Origin of the sequence: Tropicimonas sp. (assembly GCF_047971885.1) — a bacterium.
GTDB lineage: Bacteria > Pseudomonadota > Alphaproteobacteria > Rhodobacterales > Rhodobacteraceae > Tropicimonas.
Window position 1 is genome coordinate 45,493 of record NZ_JBKEAE010000080.1, and the last position, 16,831, is coordinate 62,323.

Sequence of the window (16,831 nt, forward strand, 5' to 3'; positions counted from 1 at the left end):
TTCCGGGTGAGGTCCAATGCCTAACGGCTTCGCCTATCTGGCCCTTTTCGCCTGGCCTGTGGCCGCGCTCCTGTTCCTGCGGCGTCAACCGCTGCCGGTGGGGGTTGCGGTGGCCCTTGTCGGCGGGCTTCTGCTGCTGCCGGTCAAGCCCGTCCTCGATCTGCCGTTGCTGCCGGCATATGACAAGAACCTGGCGGCGATCCTGGCCGCCCTTCTGGTGTTCTGGCAGCATGACGCAAGACCGGCCGGCGCATACAGGCGGGCCGCTGCCGGGGAGCGGGAATATACGGTGTTGCCGGGATGGATTCCGGCCAACATCCCCATACGAATCTGCCTCGTTTGCCTGATCGGCGGGGCCGGGGTCACGGTAATGCAGAATTCCGAGCCCCTGGTCTATGGTCCCAGGGTGATCAAGGGGCTTGCGACCTACGACGCCATGTCGGCAATTCTGGGAATGATCGTGATCGTCCTGCCCTACCTGATCGGGCGCAAGTTCTTCTCGACCTCGCGGAGTCAGCAGCAACTGCTTGTGGTGCTGTCGATCGCGGCTGTCCTCTATGCCCTCCCGGCGCTCTACGAGATCAAGATGTCGCCGCAGCTCAACCGGATGGTATACGGCTTCTTCCCGCACAGCTGGCTGCAGCATTACCGGGGAGGCGGCTGGCGGCCGATCGTCTTTCAGTCGCACGGGCTGGTGCTGTCGATCTTCTTCACCATGGCCCTGCTTGCCTCCATCGCCGCTGCCCGGCTCGACAGGTCGGGAAGGAAAGCGCGTTTCATGGCGGCGGCCGGACTTCTTTTCGTGACGCTTGTGCTGTCCAAATCCCTCGGAGCCCTGGCCATCGCCCTGATCATGGCGCCGATCATGCTGCTGGGAAGCGCGCGGGTGCAGATCCTGACGGCCATGGCTGTCTCGGTACTGCTGCTGACCTACCCTGCGTTTCGCAGTGCCGGAGCGATCCCGGTCGGGCGCATCGTCGAGGTCGCCAACGACATCAATCCCGCCCGGGCGGAATCCCTGCTGTTCCGCCTGAACAACGAGGACATCCTGCTGGAGAAGGCCGCCCGGAAACCGCTGTTCGGCTGGGGGGATTTCGGGAGGGCCAGGGTGTTCAACGAACGGGGAGAGGATATCAGCGTTACGGACGGGTTCTGGGTGATCCATCTCGGAAACGGCGGCTGGGTGCGCTATCTCTCCATTCTCGGACTGCTCTGTTTTCCGATCCTGCAACTCGTTCTCTTGCGGTCGTCCCGGGAAATCGGGACCGCTGCCGCATTGTCGCTCATTGTCGCTGCCAATCTCGTCGATCTTGTTCCCAATGCGGGGCTGACGTCGCTGGGATGGCTGCTGGCGGGATCGCTGGCCGGCCTGCTGGAGCGGCGGGGGGTGACCGGGACGCAGCCCGGGGATCTGCAGGATGCCGGGATGCCGGCCCGCAGCACCTTGTCGTTCCGCCCCGGCCGCGTATCCGAAGGCCCTGCCCCCCCCGCCAGACCGTCGCTCTATACTCCGGGCCGGGGGAATGATCCGCCCGGAAGGAAGACGCCGGCGCAGCCCCTGCGAAGCAGCCCGTTCATACCCCGGGCAGGCCGGCGGAAAGGCGCGGCGCAGGATTTGCTGGAGAGTTCCTGAGTCGGACGCCGTGGAAGGGACAATGGACAACGCATCTGAAATCTCGGTCATTATCGTCAACTACGGGACACCGGAGCTGGCGGCAGAGGCCGTGGAAAGCGTTCTGGCGCGCGATCATGGCGGGCGGCGTGTGGACGTTCACATTGTCGACAACGCCTCGCCCGGCGATGATGTGCGCTGGCTGGAACGTACCGCTGCCGAACGGGGGTGGGGGCCGCGCGTCACGCTTTATCCGGAGCAGGTAAATCACGGATTCGGGCGCGGAAACAACTGTGTCCTGCGCAGGCTTCGCGAACGTCCCGAACCGCCGGACAAGGTCTTTCTGCTGAATCCCGACGCCCGGCTCGACAACGAGGCCGTGGAAATCCTCGCCGGGGTTCTGGACCGCAACCCCGGGGTCGGCAGTGCGGGAACGCGGATCTCCATGCCCGATGGTCGGCCGGTAACCGCCGCCTTCCGGTTTCCGTCCCTTGCGAGCGATTTTTCCCAGAGCCTCGGTTTCGGGCCGCTGAACCGCCTGCTGGGGCGGTGGTCGGTTCCCCTGTCGCCGGAATGTCCGACCGGGCCGGTCGACTGGGTTTCGGGGGCCGCCGTCATGTTCCGCTTCGACGCCATCGCACAGGCCGGTTTCTTCGATCCCGACTATTTCCTCTACCACGAGGAGGTCGATCTGATGTGGCGTCTGAAACGGAACGGCTGGACATGCTGGCATGTTGCCGAAGCCAGGGTCGTTCATGCCGAAGGGGCGGCGACACAGGTCCGCGGCCGCGATGTCGCCCGCCGGCCGCGGCCGGATTACTGGTACGATTCCCGGCGCCTGCTTCTGCTCAAGACCCGGGGCCGGGGCGGGGCGCTTGCGGCAGCGCTGGCCGTAACCGTTGGGGCGGCCCTCAATCATGCCATGTCGGTTGTGAAACGGCGGCAGGTGAACCTGCCGCAGAATTTCATCGCGGATCACTGGCGTCTGGTGACGCGGCCGCTTCTGACGGGTTTGCGGAGGCCGAAATGATGGATGGTTGCGCCGCCGCGCCGGATCGCCCGGAAAGGAGATTCGAGATGCCCGTGCCCGACACCTCTTGCGGATCTTCGCCGGGCGGGATTGGCGTTGTCGTCATCGGGCGCAACGAGGGCGAGCGCCTGCGCCGCTGTCTCGCCTCGCTCGGGCCGGGAGCGGACAGGATCGTCTATGTCGATTCCGGATCGACGGACGGCAGCGTGGCGGCGGCGCGGGCCGTCGGTGCCGGGGTTGTGGAACTGGATCTTTCCCGCCCCTTCACCGCGGCCCGGGCGCGCAATGCCGGGCTGGCGGTACTGAACGGCAAGGCCCCCCCGGAATTCGTCCAGTTCATCGACGGCGATTGCGAAATGGCACCCGGCTGGCTCGGGGCGGCGCGGGATTTCCTGGTGGAAACCCCCGGGGCTGCGGCGGTGTCCGGGCGTCTGCGGGAGCGTTTTCCGGAAAAATCGGTCTACAACCGGCTTTGCGACGAGGAATGGAATCTGCCCGCCGGCCGGATTCGCGCCTGCGGCGGCATCGCCATGATGCGTCTGGCGGTCGTGGCGGGCCAGGGTGGCTTTCGCGAGGATCTGATTGCCGGCGAGGAGCCGGAGCTTTGCCTGAGGATGCGCCATGACGGGTGGGAAATCTGGCGGATCGACCACGAGATGGGGTTTCACGACGCCGATATCACCCGCTTTGCGCAATGGTGGACGCGCTCCCGGCGGGGAGGGCACGCCTATGCCGAAGGGGCGGCCCTGCATGGCAATGGCCCGGAGCCCTATTTCGTCGCCGAAATGCGACGGCTGATGATATGGGGGGCCTTTCTGCCGGTTTCCATACTGCTTCTGGCCTTGCTGGTGTCCCCGTGGGCGCTGGCGCTGTTTCTGGTCTATCCGTTGCAGGTATTCCGGCTGTCGCGCCGCTACGGGTGGCAAAAGGCCTTTTTCACCACCCTGAGCCGGTTCCCCGAGGCCCGGGGTGCGGCCGATTACTACTGGAAGCGGTGGCGCGGCAGGCGGCAGGGCCTGATCGAATACAAGTGACGGGGCTCAGTCCTTCGGGATGACGCGCGCCGGTATGCCCGCCACGACCGAACCCGATGCGACATCCCGGGTGACGACGGCATTCGCGCCGACCCGGACATGATCGCCGATCCGGACCGGTCCGATAATCTTGGCGCCGGCGCCGATGTCCACATGGCCTCCGATCTCGACACCGCCGGTGATCGTCACCTGCTGGAACAGCAGGCAGTTGCATCCGATGGGCGACGCCGGATGCACGACCACCCCGTTGGGGTGGGGAAGCAGCAGGCCGCCGCCGATCTTCGAATCCAGCGGAATGTCGGCGCCGCTTGCAACGGACCAGAAGCGGTGCTGCGCCGTCCAGTAGATGCGCAGGATCCGGCCGAATGGGCCGCGGGCGCGCTGATAGCCGCGGATCGTTCGCAACAGGCGGCGCGAGGGATCCCACCAGCGGCGCGGCTTTTCCCGTGACCAGTCGGGTTCGGTTGCCGATACCTGCGCTGAAAAATCCATCCTGCCTTCTCTTTTTTCGTTGCCGACCGCAGTCACCTTCGCCGCTATGGCAGCAGTGCCCGCAGGTCTCCGGCGTGCATGTAGCACGCCATGCCGCCGGCCGTCAGGCCGACCAGCAGGAAACCGAAGTCGTGAAGCGGATCCCAGACCCCGTACCGCCGCGCATAGGCCATCCGTATGGGATAATTGCAAAGCACCGCAAGACCGGGGGCGAGAATGACCCCGAATATGCCGGCGATCCGGACACCCAGCAGAAGGAAGACGAACTGCAATGCCGCCGTGGTCGAGAGCACGACCAGGAAGCGCCGGGAATCCCCCGAGGCCATCAGGGCCGTCGGGGCCGTGTCGAGCGCCAGCACCGGCATGAATGACAGCGCGTAGAGCGTCGTGACGGCGCCGGCCATGGCGTAACGCGGATCGTAGAGAAGATCGACCAGAACGGGGCCGGCAAAACCGAGCAGGGCGGTGGCGAGGATCATCCCCGCCGCAAGCCAGCGGCGGACGCGGAAGATCGCAGCGCGGTTGCCTGCGCTCTCCTGCGCGGGCTTCATCCGGTAGAGGGGGAAAACCACCTTGGAGGTCAGCGTCGTGGACAGCACGACAGCCATGTTGGCAAGAAAGAAGCCGATATTGTAGACGCCAAGCTCGGAAAGCGAGAGATAAAGGCCAAGAACCATCCGGTCGCCCTGCGCAATGACGAAACCGGCCGCGGTGCTGAGAAACAGGAACTTTCCGAAGTGGAACAGGTCCAGCAGCGCCGAGCGTTCCAGCAGCAGACGGTTGCGCGCGTTCGGCAGGAACAGGCGGTAGGCCACGAGCGTCAGGACCCCGCCGATCAGGGTTCCCATCACCAGCGCCCAGACGGATCTTTCCAGGTAGGCTATTACGATCATGAGCAGAATTGACACGATCTGCCCGCAAAGATTGATCATCGTCACCAGACCGACATGGAGATGGCGGTCGGCGGTGTGTACCGCCGTCGGGGTGAACCCCTGGATGAGCAGGATCAGGCCCGAGACCGGCAGGATATGGGCAAGGGACGGTTCGCCATAGAAATGCGCGGCGGGTCCGGCCAGGGCGACGGCACCGAGCCAGAGAATGGCGCCGCGGATTATCTGCACGGTCCAGGCGGTATTCAGGAAATCGGGATCGTCGCCGCGCGCGTTCTGGATGATCGAGGAGCGGACCCCGGTATCCGAGAACAGCGCCAGCCCCACCAGGAAAGCCTGGACAAGCGCCATCAGGCCAAAGGCCTCGGGGAAAAGCAGGCGGGTCAGGATCAGGTTGGAGGCGAACCGCAATGCCTGCGAACCGCCGAATCCCAGAAACGTCCACAGGGTCGCGCGTTTGACCCGTGTTCCGACATTGCCCGGATTGGCGCCCGGATTGGTGGATGTCACATGCATTCTCCCGACCGGGCCGGATTGGCGGCAGCCCCGGATTGGTGCCGTTGCGCAAGCCCCATGCCAGACAATCGATAATATCCCCTGTTTTCGAAATGACGGGCTTCAAATACGCCGGGCGGCCGCGCGCCCGGCAACCCTGTACCGGCCCTTTTCCGACACGGCAAGTGAGGGGTTCCCGACCATCGGGCAGCCTGCGCCCGCTTCGGTTCGTGGCGCAAACCTGCCCGGCGACCGGTGCCATGGCGGCTCGAAAAGGTGCAAGATACTGTAAATGACATGTATTGTCGGTGCCGCATATGTCGTGCCGAAAAATCCATCGGCTTTTCGAAACGATCTAGCGGATATCGTCGAAGATGTAGAACAGCGTGGCGCCCGGCGGCAGGTCGCCCACCTCGAGGCGGGGGAGCCCGTCCGGCACGGGGAGTTCCTCCGAAACGATGCCGGCCGTTCTGGAAGAGACGTTGTTATCGCTGTAGCTGCCGTCCAGGCGGATCAGCGTCAGACGTCCGGCGTCCCGGATCGGCAGATCCACCGTAACCGGAACATGCCCGTCGCTTTCGGAAAACGGATAATCCGGAAGCAGGCGTGAGATCAGGATCACCGTCAGCCGGCTGCCCTTCCGCGTGGCATAGACCGCCACCAGCGGCCCGCCATCGACCGCCGCGCGCTGGTCGCGCGCCGGAAGGTCGGTCCGGGGAACCTTTCGTGTTTCGACCGCCAGCATGTCACCCGTGGCCTCGCGGTTGAAGATGCCCAGCAGATCCCAGGACGGATAGCTCTGTCCGCCCAGATTCCAGCGGGCGTGGGAACTCCAGTAGCCACCGGCCCCGAAGGTGAAGAAATTCTGCAATGTGAAGCCCTGGCGCGCATTGGCCAGAAATGTGTCCAGCGTGGCCGTGCCCGCGGCGGCGCTTTTCATCGCCTGCTCCTGTAGTGCCGCAGCTTCGGCGCCGACCCGCGCCCCGTTCAGCCCGTTCAGCGCATAGCCCGGACCGGCCTCATAGGTGCCGACCCGCAGCGGTTCGTCGCGCTGCCGGGAGATCTCTCCGGCGGCGGCCATGTAGCGGCGGGCCCGCGGCAGGCCGGACTGGAGCACATTGGTCAGTATCGAAAAGAACCCGTTGGTGTCCGGCCGGACGGGGCCTTCGTTCTCGTCCCATCCGCCATTATAGGCGGCATGGGTCAGGATGCGCGAATGGGGGGACAGGGCTGCAGCCTCGACCCCGTAATCGTTGCCGCTCCAGCCGCCGAGAACCGGGATCAGGCGCTCGGCCAGTTGCGGCCAGTCGGGGCTCTGGCGCAGGATGGAGAGGACGTATTCCTGATAGAGACCATAGACTTCCCCCCGCGAATAGCGCCGGCCCGTCGCCGCGTCCCGCATTTCGTGAAAGATCCACGGGCTGAAAAGGCCGTTCCAGGTTTCGTTTCCGATCTCGAAATAGATCCGGCCGAAACTGTCGCTCCAGGGGGGGGGATGGCCCTGCGCATGGCGTTTTGCGGCCCAGGGCAGGGCCTCGGGATCGTCGGTTGCGGGATCGAAGGGTGCGGCCAGATATTCGGCCAGACCCAGCCATTCCTCGCGCGACAGGTGGGGTTCGACCTGAAGCCAGGGGTCGACGCCGGCCCGCTCCATCAGGGCCAGCGACTGGGGCAGGGTATTGCCGCCCCTGATGCTGCCGACCCCGCCGGGATTGGTCAGCTGTTCCAGATCGTAGTTCAGTCCGCCGGATTTGACGAACGCATGTGTCCGGAGTGCGGCCATGGCGGAGTTTTCCAGAAGCGCCTCGTCCTCCGGCAGCAGGGCAAGGAAGGGCGCATCGTCCCGGAAGACGCGCAGGTTGTCGAGGTCGAACTCTCCCGGGCCGGTGAATTGCAGCCCCATCCAGCCGGGCTGAGCCCCCTCGAAGGGCGCCGGAACGCGGAAGGTGGCGGTATGTTTCCGCCATTCGGGCGAAACGCGGAACGTGACCGGCGGGATATGGGTGGGGCCCGCGGCGCCATGGGGCGGGCCGGTCAGGATGAAGCGTACCGGGTGCGGGGTCCGGCCACGGATCCAGGCCTCGAAGCGATAGGTCTTTCCGGGCTCCAGAACCGGATAATAGGTTTGCCCCGTTCCGGAATGGTTATAGGCGCCCACATCGAACTGCTGTTTTTGCAGCAGCGTGAAACGGAGAAATGTCTCGCCGGAGTCTTCGACCGCCGTGCCGGTCTCGTGGGGGGCCAGATGCCAGTCTGCCCCGCCCGGGTCTTCGGGCCATGGGCGGATGAGGGGGGAGCCGAACACCTGCTGCGCGCTGTGGGTGTTCCAGATCCTGTTGGTGACCAGTCCGGCACGGTCCGTCCGGGTGCCCCGGTGGCGCAGGATGACCAGATCGCCGGCGCGGATGGCCGGTCCGTCGCCGGCCAGATCGATGTAATGGCCGCGATGCTCCCCGGGGGGCGTGTCCGAGCGGTATATCGCGTATCCGGCGGCTTCCGGAACGGGATCCCAGGCCAGTTGCAGCATGCCGTCGTCAAGCGGCTGCGCCCGCAGGTTTCGCGGCGCCGGAAGGTCCGGGTTGTCCTGCCCGGATATGGAGACGCGGATCATGTGATTGTCCGGCCGGTCTCCGGCAGGTGTGGCCCCGGCGGGTTTCCCGGCCGATACGGCGATGGCCGGCGCCGAAAGGGCTCCGGTGCGGTCGATTGCCCGCACCGTGAAGTAATCGGTCCCGCCGGTTCTGTTCCAGTGCTCCCAGGCAAAGACATATCGGGTCTGCCCGGGGGGAACCGCCTGGCCCTCGTCTTCCTGAACCCAGCCGCTGGCCTGGAAACCGCCCGGCGCGATCCGGTCGCGCCGGACCGAATGGAAGGCACCGTTCTCGATGCGCAGCACTTCGATACCGGCGCCGTCGAAGGCGCCGGTGCGCCAGCTGTCGTGGCCCGACAGGGTGCGCGGATCGGCAAGGATCCGGTTCCGGCCGCCGGCGGTCGTCAGAAACCAGGTCCGGAAGATCCTTGGCTCGAAGCCCCCTCCGGGCAGCATCCTGGAACCGTTGCCCGTCGTGTCGATCGTTGCGGTGAAGGGGCGCACATCGGCGGCGGCCACCTCGTCGCGGACGATGAACCGCGCGGGGGGAAGATCCTTTCCGCAAACGGCGGCCGGGACCGAGAGGGCGAGCACGAGCCCGGCCCCTGTCAGGCGTTTCCACATTGCCGAACCTGCTTGTCGTGGGAGGGAGTGTTTTCCTTGCAGCCGCATTTTCTCCAAAACCCTGCGCGGTTCAACTTTCCCGCGATGTTCCGCCATGCAAGAGGCGGATATCCGCCCCGTGCCGGCAAGGTCCGGCCGGCGGGCCGCCGCCTCCGGGTTTGCGGTATCAGGTACGCGGTATCAGGTACGCGGGCGGCCCGAAACACGAGATTGTCCGGAAACGGCCTGCGAAAGCGCCGCCTTCGGTGAGAGCGCCCGCCGTTTTTCGGGTGACATGGCCGTTGTGTCGGTGGTCTAACGACACCACGTTCGATGACCGGCAGATTCAGGAGTCCCCGATGATATTTCCCGTTGTCCTTTGCGGCGGTTCCGGCACCCGGTTATGGCCCTCTTCGCGCAAGGCCTATCCGAAGCAGTTCATCAGCCTTCTGGGGGACGAAAGCCTTTATCAGACCACGCTGAGACGGCTGTCCGGGGAGCGGTTCGACCGGCCTCTGGTGATGACTAACGAGGCTTTCCGCTTCCTCGCCAGCCAGCAGGCCGCCGGGGTCGGGCTTGCCGACGCCCGCGTGGTCGTCGAACCCTGCCTGCGGGATACCGGCCCGGCGGTTCTGGCTGCCGCGCTGATGATCGCGCGCGACGCGGGAGCGGATGCGCTGGTCCTGGTGGCTCCGTCCGATCATGTGATCCCCGATGTGGCAGGGTTCCGCGCGGCGGTGGATCGCGGGGTTGCCGCGGCAGAACGGGGGGCGCTGGTCACATTCGGCGTGACCCCGGACCGTCCGGAAACGGGATACGGCTATCTTGAGCTTTCGGCCCCGCCCGATCCGGCCCGCCCGGCAATCCCGCTCAGGAGCTTTCGCGAGAAACCCGATACGGAGACGGCGGAAAGGATGCTGGCGGCGGGAAATTTTCTCTGGAACGCGGGTATCTTCCTGTTCCGCGCCGGCGATGCGATCGCCGCTTTCGAGGCCCATGCTCCCTTCCTGATGGAACCGGTTCGCGAGGCCGTCGGGAAAGGGGTGAAAGACCTCAACCTGTTCCGGCTGGACGAAGCCGCCTATTCGGCGGCCAGGTCGATTTCCTTCGACTATGCGGTGATGGAAAAGGCCGAAACCGTCCATGCCGTGCCTTTCGACTGCGGATGGTCGGATCTCGGCTCCTGGGATGCGCTCTGGAAGGAGGAGAACCCGGACGACGACGGCGTCGCGACCCATGGGTCCGTGACGGCGGTCGACTGCCACGACAGCTACCTGCGCTCGGAAGAGGACGGCATGCACCTGACCGCACTGGGCGTGAAGGATATCGTCGCCGTGGCGATGCGCGACGCGGTTCTGGTGGCCGACAGATCCCGTGTCCAGGATATCAAGGGGCTGGTGGCCGGCCTGCGCGCCGCGCAGGTGCGGCAGGCCGACGACTATCCGCGGTTTCACCGGCCCTGGGGCTGGTACGAGACGCTCTGCATCGACAACCGCTTTCAGGTGAAGAGGATCATGGTGCATCCCGGCGGTGTCCTGAGCCTGCAGAGCCACATGCACCGCTCCGAACACTGGGTTGTGGTCTCGGGGACGGCCGAGGTGACCGTGGGCGACGAGGTGCGGCTCGTGACCGAGAACGAAAGCGTCTATATCCCGCTTGGCGCCCGCCACCGGATGGCCAACCCCGGCAAGCTGCCGATGTATCTCATCGAGGTCCAGACGGGGGCCTATCTCGGCGAGGACGATATTGTCCGCTACGAGGATGCCTATGGCAGGGGCTGAGCCCCGCATTCTGGTCGTCACGCCGTTCGATGACGGCTGGACGTGGCTGTCGGGGTATTTCGCCGCCGGAGAATACCGCTGGACGTTCCTGCGCGCCGATCTGTTGCAGCGCGGGCGCAGGGCTCTGGTCGGGCATGCGTTGCGGGCCGCGCTGACGGCCCGCCGCCACGACGTGGTGATCACGCACGGCCCCTGGCTCACATTGTTCACGGCGGCGTTTCTGAGGCTGTTGCGTATCCGGCGCCCTCATCTCGCCTTTACCTTCAACCATGGCAACGGGCTGTTCTTTTCGGGTCCCTATCTGGGGCTGGCGCGGCGCGTCCTGCCTTCGGTCGACGCGTTTGTCACCCATTCGAGTTACGAGCGGGATCTCCTGTCGCTGAAATATGACATTCCCATCGGGAAGCTGCACTTCACCCACTGGGCCATTGCCGCACCGGAAAGGGGGCGCAACCGGGTCGATTACGTTGCACGGGAAGACGATTACGCCTGTTGTATCGGACGGAACAACCGGGATATCCCGACATTCCTCGAAGCCGTCCGCCGGTCCGGTGTCAGGGCGGTGCTGATCTGCGGCGAGCGGGATGCCGAGGGGCTCGATATTCCCGAAGGGGTGACGCTGCGCTCCGGCGTGCCGCTGGCCGAATGCGAAGAGGTGATGGAGAAGGCCATGGTCTCGGTCGTGCCGCTGCTCGACGATTCCACCGGCGCCGGCCATATGACCATCGTCATCTCGCTGCATTACGGCACACCGGTCATCGCAACCGAAAGCCCGGTGCTGAGCGATTACGTGATCGACGGCAGGACGGGCCTGCATGTTCCACGCGGGGATGCCGAAGCCCTGGCGGCCGCCATTTCGCGCCTGCGCGATACCCCGGCCCTGCGGGAACGGCTCGGCACGCAAGGCGAGGCATTTGCGCAGGCCAGCCTGAGCGAGCAGAGCGCCGCCGCCTTTCTTCGCCGGCTTCTGCTGATGCATGCTCCGGAGCGGTCGCGGGCATGACGGCTCTGCTCCGAAATGCCTGCGGCATGGGTCCGTCGGGTGGTTTGCCGGCTTGGAAAGCGCGTTCCGCATCACTAAGCTGCCAGGCGGATACGGTCTGGAACAAGCGTATCTGGCCGATTTCCAGAGGTCACCACGATGAACGGCGAAGCCCGACGACGCCTTGCGACAAGGATGAAGAAGGCGGTTTCGCTGGTGTTCCGGTTTCGCGACCAGACGGGAATCCGCGGTTTTTACAGGTTCGCTCACGGATGGCGCTTTGCGGACAGGGCAGCGCTGATAAACCATCTCTTCGTGGTCCATGGCTTCGAGAGCTATCTGGAAATCGGTGTCAGGAACCGGTCCGACCTGTATGACCGGATCAACGCCACGACCAAGGTTGGCGTCGATCCCGATCCGACAGCCGAGGCCGACCATATCCTGACCTCGGACAGCTATTTCGAACGGTCCGATGCGACATTCGACATCATCTTCATCGACGGCCTTCACACTGGCGAGCAGGTCGCCCGCGACATCGCCAATGCCCTGAAGGCGCTCAACCCGGGCGGGATGATCCTGCTGCACGACCTGAATCCGCCGACCGCCCTGCATGCCCGGGAAGAGTTCGAGATCGACGGCGCCTTCCCCGCGGCCTGCCCGCAGTGGAACGGAAGCAGCTGGCGGGGCTATGCCATGCACCGCAAGTCGGATCCGGGGCTGGAGATGTATGTTGTCGATGTCGACTGGGGCGTGGGGTTCATCCGGCCCGGGCGGCAGATCCTCTACGCGGGCCCGGCCGAGACCTATTCCGACCTGGAAAGCCACCGGAAGGAAATCCTGCGGCTGATCACCGTCCGGGAGTTTCTCGGGCGGCACCCCGCGAGGCCTCATGCCCCTTGACGGTCTGTTTTCATGACACGCCCGTACCGGGCCCCCCGCGCCCAAATTCGGTGGAACCGAAGCCGGCCATGCTCTAACAACTGCGCAGAACCATTGGATCGAATTGCTCAGAATTATGGATATTGAACAGACAGGGCTTCCCGGTGTGATGATATTGACACCGCGCCGTTTCGGCGACGACCGGGGCTTCTTTTGCGAAACCTACAACCGCGACACGTTCCGGAGCGCCGGGATCGACATCACCTTCGTGCAGGACAACCATTCGCTTTCCGAACATGCCGGCACCGTCCGGGGGCTGCATTTCCAGGCGCCGCCACGTGCCCAGCACAAGCTGGTGCGCTGCGGGCGGGGGGCGCTGTTCGACGTGGTGGTCGATATCCGTGTGGGCTCGCCCACCTTCGGGCAATGGGCGGGGGTGGAACTGAGTTTCGAGAACGGTCGCCAGCTTCTGGTGCCCGCCGGCTTTGCCCACGGCTTTGCGACCCGGGTTCCGGGAACGGAAATCGTCTATAAATGTTCCGACACCTACGCGCCCGAGACCGAGGGCGCGCTGCGCTTTGACGACCCGGACATCGGCATCGACTGGGGGCTGGGCGCCGCCGCGCCGCGCCTTTCGGAAAAGGACGCCGCCGCGCCGCGACTGAAAGATATCACCTCTCCGTTTGTCTACGAGGCCAGGCCATGAAACTTCTGATCACCGGCGGGGCCGGTTTCATCGGGTCCGCCGTCGTGCGGCAGGCCGTCGCCCGGGGGATCGAGGTGGTCAACCTCGATGCGCTGACCTATGCCGCCTGTCTCGACAACGTCGCCAGCGTGGCGGGCAGGCCCAATTATACCTTCGTTCAGGCCGACATCCGCGATGGCGCGGCGATGGCCGGGGTGTTCGCAACCCATGCCCCCGACGCGGTGATGCATCTGGCCGCCGAGAGCCATGTCGACCGTTCGATCGACGGGCCGGCGGCGTTCATCGACACCAACATCACCGGTACCTATCATCTGCTGGAAGCCGCCCGCGCCCACTGGGCGGCGCGCGGCAAGCCGCGGGATTTCCGCTTCCACCACATATCGACCGACGAGGTCTTCGGCTCGCTGGGCGAAACGGGGTTCTTCACCGAGCAAAGCCCCTATCAGCCGAACTCGCCCTATTCGGCCTCCAAGGCGGCGTCCGACCATCTGGTGCGGGCCTGGCACGAGACCTACGGGCTGCCGGTGGTGCTGACCAATTGCTCCAACAATTACGGCCCCTACCAGTTTCCCGAGAAGCTGATCCCGGTGGTGATCCTCAAGGCGCTGGCGGGCGAGCCGATCCCGATCTACGGGGCGGGCGACAATATCCGCGACTGGCTGCATGTGGAGGATCACGCCGAGGCGCTGCTGCTGGTGCTCGAGAAGGGCCCGGTCGGGCGCAGCTACAATATCGGCGGCGAGAACGAGATGACCAACCTCGAACTGGTGCAGAGGCTCTGCGCCATCCTCGACCGGCTGCGGCCCGGGCCGGCACCCTATGCCGATCTGATCACCTTTGTCGCCGACCGGCCCGGCCATGACCGGCGCTATGCGATCGATCCCGCCCGTATCCGCGCGGAACTGGGCTGGCGGCCGTCCCATACGCCCGAGACCGGGCTGGAACAGACGGTCGCATGGTACCTGGACAACGAAACGTGGTGGCGTGCGCTGCAAGCGCGCAAGGGTGTGGGTGAGCGGTTGGGAGCGGCACGATGAGATTCCTCGTATTCGGCAAGAGCGGCCAGGTTGCCACCGAGTTGCAGCGCCGGGGTGCGGCCCGGGGCATCGCGATCGAGGCGCTGGGGCGCCCCGAAATCGATCTGGCGCATCCGGAAACCTTCATCGAGAGGATCGCCGCCACCGATGCGGATGCGGTGATCAACGCCGCCGCCTATACCGCCGTCGACAGGGCCGAGAGCGAGGAGGAACTTGCCTGGGCGATCAACGCCGAGGCCCCCGCGGCAATGGCCCGGGCGGCGCGCGAGCGTGAACTGCCCTTCCTGCATGTCTCGACCGATTACGTTTTCGACGGCTCGGGGCACGCCCCCTGGCAGCCCGGCAACCAGACCGGCCCGATCAACGCCTACGGGCGGACCAAGCTGGGCGGCGAGATCGCCATCGCGCAGGAGGGCGGCAAGCATGTGATCCTGCGCACCTCGTGGGTCTTTTCCGCCCATGGCGGGAACTTCCTGAAAACCATGCTGCGGCTGTCGGAGACCCGCACCGGGCTGTCCGTCGTCGCCGACCAGATCGGCGGGCCGACCCCGGCAGCCGATATCGCCGACGCACTGCTGGCGCTGGCGCAGGCCGCCGTCACCGGCGGGCCGGGCTTTCGGGGCGGGATCCATCATTTCTCGGGGGCGCCCGATACGAGCTGGGCCGATTTCGCGCGCGAGATCTTCCTGCAGGCCGGGCGCGATATCCCGGTTGCCGACATTCCCACCACGGACTGGCCGACCCCGGCCGCCCGGCCGCTGAACTCGCGGCTCGATTGTAGCTCGCTGGTCGCCGGATACGGCATTTCCCGCCCCGACTGGATGTCGGGGGTGGCGGCGGTGCTGGCCGAGCTTCAATCGCGAAACGATGGCTGAACGGAAGGACCAGACCATGCAGCGCAAGGGCATCATCCTCGCCGGCGGATCCGGCACCCGGCTCTATCCGATCACCATGGGGGTATCGAAGCAGCTTCTGCCGATCTACGACAAGCCGATGATCTATTACCCGCTCAGCGTGCTGATGCTGAGCGGCATCCGCGAGATCGCCATCATCACCACGCCGGACGACCAGCCGCAGTTCCGCCGGCTTCTGGGCGATGGCAGCCAGTACGGCATGAGCTTCACCTGGATCGTGCAGCCCTCGCCCGACGGGCTGGCGCAGGCCTATCTGCTGGCCGGGGATTTCCTTGCCGGGGCACCTTCGGCGATGGTGCTGGGCGACAACATCTTCTTCGGTCACGGCCTGCCCGATATCCTGCGCGCCGCCGATACCAGGCAAACCGGTGGCACCGTCTTTGCCTATCGCGTGGCCGATCCGGAACGCTACGGCGTGGTCGATTTCGACGGTGCGCGTGTCAAGGCCATCGTCGAAAAGCCGGCCGTGCCGCCATCGCGCTACGCGGTGACGGGGCTCTATTATCTCGACGGCGATGCGCCGGCGCGGGCGCGCGCGGTTGTGCCCTCACCCCGCGGCGAGCTCGAAATTGCCGACCTGCTGCAGATGTATCTCTCGGAGGGGCTTCTGGAGGTTCAGACCATGGGGCGCGGCTATGCCTGGCTCGACACCGGCACCCACGCCTCGCTGCTCGACGCGGGACATTTCGTCCGCACCCTCACCGAACGGCAGGGAACGCAGACCGGCAGCCCCGACGAGATCGCCTGGACGCAGGGATGGATCGACGACGCGGCACTGCAAGCCCGCGCCGCGAAGTTTGGCAAGACCGGCTACGGGAAATATCTGGCCGACCTGCTGGCGGGGTAATGCCCGGGCACCGGGCCGGCGCAGGCCGCTACCCCGGTTCTACACCTGCCGCGCCAGACAGGCCCGGCCTGCGTCCAGCGCTTCGCGGATGGTGATATCCATGTCGAGGTAGCGGTAGGTGCCGAGCCGCCCGATGAAGGTGACGCCCCGCTCGGCCCGGGCGCGCTCCTGATAGGCCTCCAGCAGCGCCATCTCGCCGGTCAGGCGGATCGGGTAGTAGGGGATATCGTCCGGTCCGCAGGCGCGGGAATATTCCCGGTAGCAGACGGTGCCCTCGTGGTCCTCCCACGGGGCGAAATGCTTGTGCTCGGTGATGCGGGTATAGGGGACGCCGGCATCGCCGTAGTTCATCACCGCGCAGCCCTGATAATCGCCGATATCGCTGAAGCGCTCGAAATCGAGCGTCCGGTAACCGAGCCGCCCCAGATCGCAGTCGAAATAGCCGTCGAGCGGGCCGGAATAGAACACATGGTCGTATGCCCCCGCCTGATCGCGGCTGAAGCGGGTGTTCAGATGCACCGCGATGGCCGGATGATCGAGGATGCGCGCCACCATTTCGGAATAGCCCTCTTCCGGCATGCCCTGGAAACGGTGGAAGAAGTAGTTGTCGTTGTAGTTGAAGCGCACCGGCAGCCGCTTGAGGATCGAGGCCGGCAGGTCGGCCGGCGCACAGCCCCATTGCTTTTCGGTGTATCCCTTGAAGAAGGCCTCGTAGAGGTCGCGCCCGACGAAACGCAGCGCCTGCTCCTCGAAGGTCTGCGGGTTCTCGATCGACCGGTCGGCGATTTCTTCGATGAAGGCGCGCGCCTCGGCGGGGCGCATGGTGCGCCCGTAATACTGGTTGATCGTGTGCAGGTTGATGGGCAGCGAAAAGACCTGCCCCTGCGAGGTTGTCTTCACCCGGTTCCGGTAGGGCCGGAACGTGGCGAAGCGGTTGAC

Annotated in this window: 14 protein-coding genes; 10 read left to right on the forward strand and 4 right to left on the reverse strand. The window is 65.6% G+C overall.

From position 1 onward, the window contains the following. Nucleotides 1–16 precede the first annotated feature (16 nt). From ACK5IR_RS07895 to ACK5IR_RS07905, 3 genes are read left to right on the forward strand one after another with little or no spacing between them, the layout of a single operon-like run. Nucleotides 17–1,633 carry a hypothetical protein gene (locus ACK5IR_RS07895; protein WP_416927634.1) on the forward strand — a complete coding sequence of 539 codons (1,617 nt, stop codon included), beginning with the start codon at nucleotides 17–19 and terminating at the stop codon, nucleotides 1,631–1,633. A 22-nt stretch (nucleotides 1,634–1,655) separates the two neighbouring features. Beyond that, on the forward strand, nucleotides 1,656–2,642 hold the full coding sequence (locus tag ACK5IR_RS07900) for a glycosyltransferase (protein ID WP_416927636.1): 987 nt from the start codon (nucleotides 1,656–1,658) through the stop codon (nucleotides 2,640–2,642). A gap of 47 nt (nucleotides 2,643–2,689) precedes the next feature. Beyond that, a complete protein-coding gene (locus ACK5IR_RS07905) occupies nucleotides 2,690–3,676 on the forward strand; it encodes a glycosyltransferase (RefSeq protein ID WP_416927638.1) in 987 nt (328 codons plus the stop codon). 6 nt (nucleotides 3,677–3,682) lie between these two features. Here ACK5IR_RS07905 and ACK5IR_RS07910 read toward each other — a convergent pair whose 3' ends face one another. The 3 genes from ACK5IR_RS07910 to ACK5IR_RS07920 all read right to left on the reverse strand — a co-directional run bounded on the left by ACK5IR_RS07910 (nucleotide 3,683) and on the right by ACK5IR_RS07920 (nucleotide 8,767). Further along, the gene (locus tag ACK5IR_RS07910; RefSeq protein WP_416927640.1) at nucleotides 3,683–4,168 is read right to left on the reverse strand and encodes a serine acetyltransferase; all 486 of its coding nucleotides are present in this window, start codon (nucleotides 4,166–4,168) and stop codon (nucleotides 3,683–3,685) included. A 44-nt stretch (nucleotides 4,169–4,212) separates the two neighbouring features. After that, entirely contained in the window at nucleotides 4,213–5,568 is a 1,356-nt protein-coding gene (locus ACK5IR_RS07915) for an oligosaccharide flippase family protein (RefSeq protein ID WP_416927642.1), read from the reverse strand. 340 nt (nucleotides 5,569–5,908) lie between these two features. Further along, nucleotides 5,909–8,767: a hypothetical protein gene (locus tag ACK5IR_RS07920; RefSeq protein WP_416927644.1), complete on the reverse strand. Its 2,859-nt coding sequence runs from the start codon at nucleotides 8,765–8,767 to the stop codon at nucleotides 5,909–5,911. Between the two features lie 338 nt (nucleotides 8,768–9,105). On the opposite strand from ACK5IR_RS07920, the gene ACK5IR_RS07925 reads away from it, so the two are divergent. The 7 genes from ACK5IR_RS07925 (at nucleotide 9,106) to rfbA (ending at nucleotide 15,892) form a co-directional block, all read left to right on the forward strand. Further along, nucleotides 9,106–10,527 (forward strand): mannose-1-phosphate guanylyltransferase/mannose-6-phosphate isomerase, encoded by a 1,422-nt coding sequence (locus ACK5IR_RS07925; RefSeq protein ID WP_416927646.1) that lies wholly within the window; start codon nucleotides 9,106–9,108, stop codon nucleotides 10,525–10,527. Continuing rightward, nucleotides 10,514–11,530, forward strand: a complete 1,017-nt coding sequence (locus ACK5IR_RS07930) for a glycosyltransferase family 4 protein (protein WP_416927648.1) — start codon at nucleotides 10,514–10,516, stop codon at nucleotides 11,528–11,530. Before ACK5IR_RS07925 ends, ACK5IR_RS07930 begins: the two co-directional genes overlap by 14 nt. Before the next feature lie 138 nt (nucleotides 11,531–11,668). Then, a complete protein-coding gene (locus tag ACK5IR_RS07935) occupies nucleotides 11,669–12,409 on the forward strand; it encodes a class I SAM-dependent methyltransferase (RefSeq protein WP_416927650.1) in 741 nt (246 codons plus the stop codon). A 115-nt stretch (nucleotides 12,410–12,524) separates the two neighbouring features. Then, entirely contained in the window at nucleotides 12,525–13,094 is a 570-nt protein-coding gene (rfbC, locus tag ACK5IR_RS07940; protein ID WP_416927652.1) for a dTDP-4-dehydrorhamnose 3,5-epimerase, read from the forward strand. After that, nucleotides 13,091–14,131, forward strand: a complete 1,041-nt coding sequence (gene rfbB, locus ACK5IR_RS07945; protein ID WP_416927654.1) for a dTDP-glucose 4,6-dehydratase — start codon at nucleotides 13,091–13,093, stop codon at nucleotides 14,129–14,131. The genes rfbC and rfbB overlap by 4 nt, the downstream gene beginning before the upstream one ends. Next, a complete protein-coding gene (gene rfbD / locus ACK5IR_RS07950; protein WP_416927656.1) occupies nucleotides 14,128–15,006 on the forward strand; it encodes a dTDP-4-dehydrorhamnose reductase in 879 nt (292 codons plus the stop codon). The genes rfbB and rfbD overlap by 4 nt, the downstream gene beginning before the upstream one ends. Then, nucleotides 14,999–15,892: a glucose-1-phosphate thymidylyltransferase RfbA gene (rfbA, locus tag ACK5IR_RS07955; RefSeq protein ID WP_416927658.1), complete on the forward strand. Its 894-nt coding sequence runs from the start codon at nucleotides 14,999–15,001 to the stop codon at nucleotides 15,890–15,892. Before rfbD ends, rfbA begins: the two co-directional genes overlap by 8 nt. Before the next feature lie 39 nt (nucleotides 15,893–15,931). Here the strand turns inward: rfbA and ACK5IR_RS07960 are convergent. Continuing rightward, nucleotides 15,932–16,831 (reverse strand): UDP-galactopyranose mutase (locus ACK5IR_RS07960; RefSeq protein ID WP_416927660.1); only part of this gene is annotated, 900 nt, incomplete at its 5' end.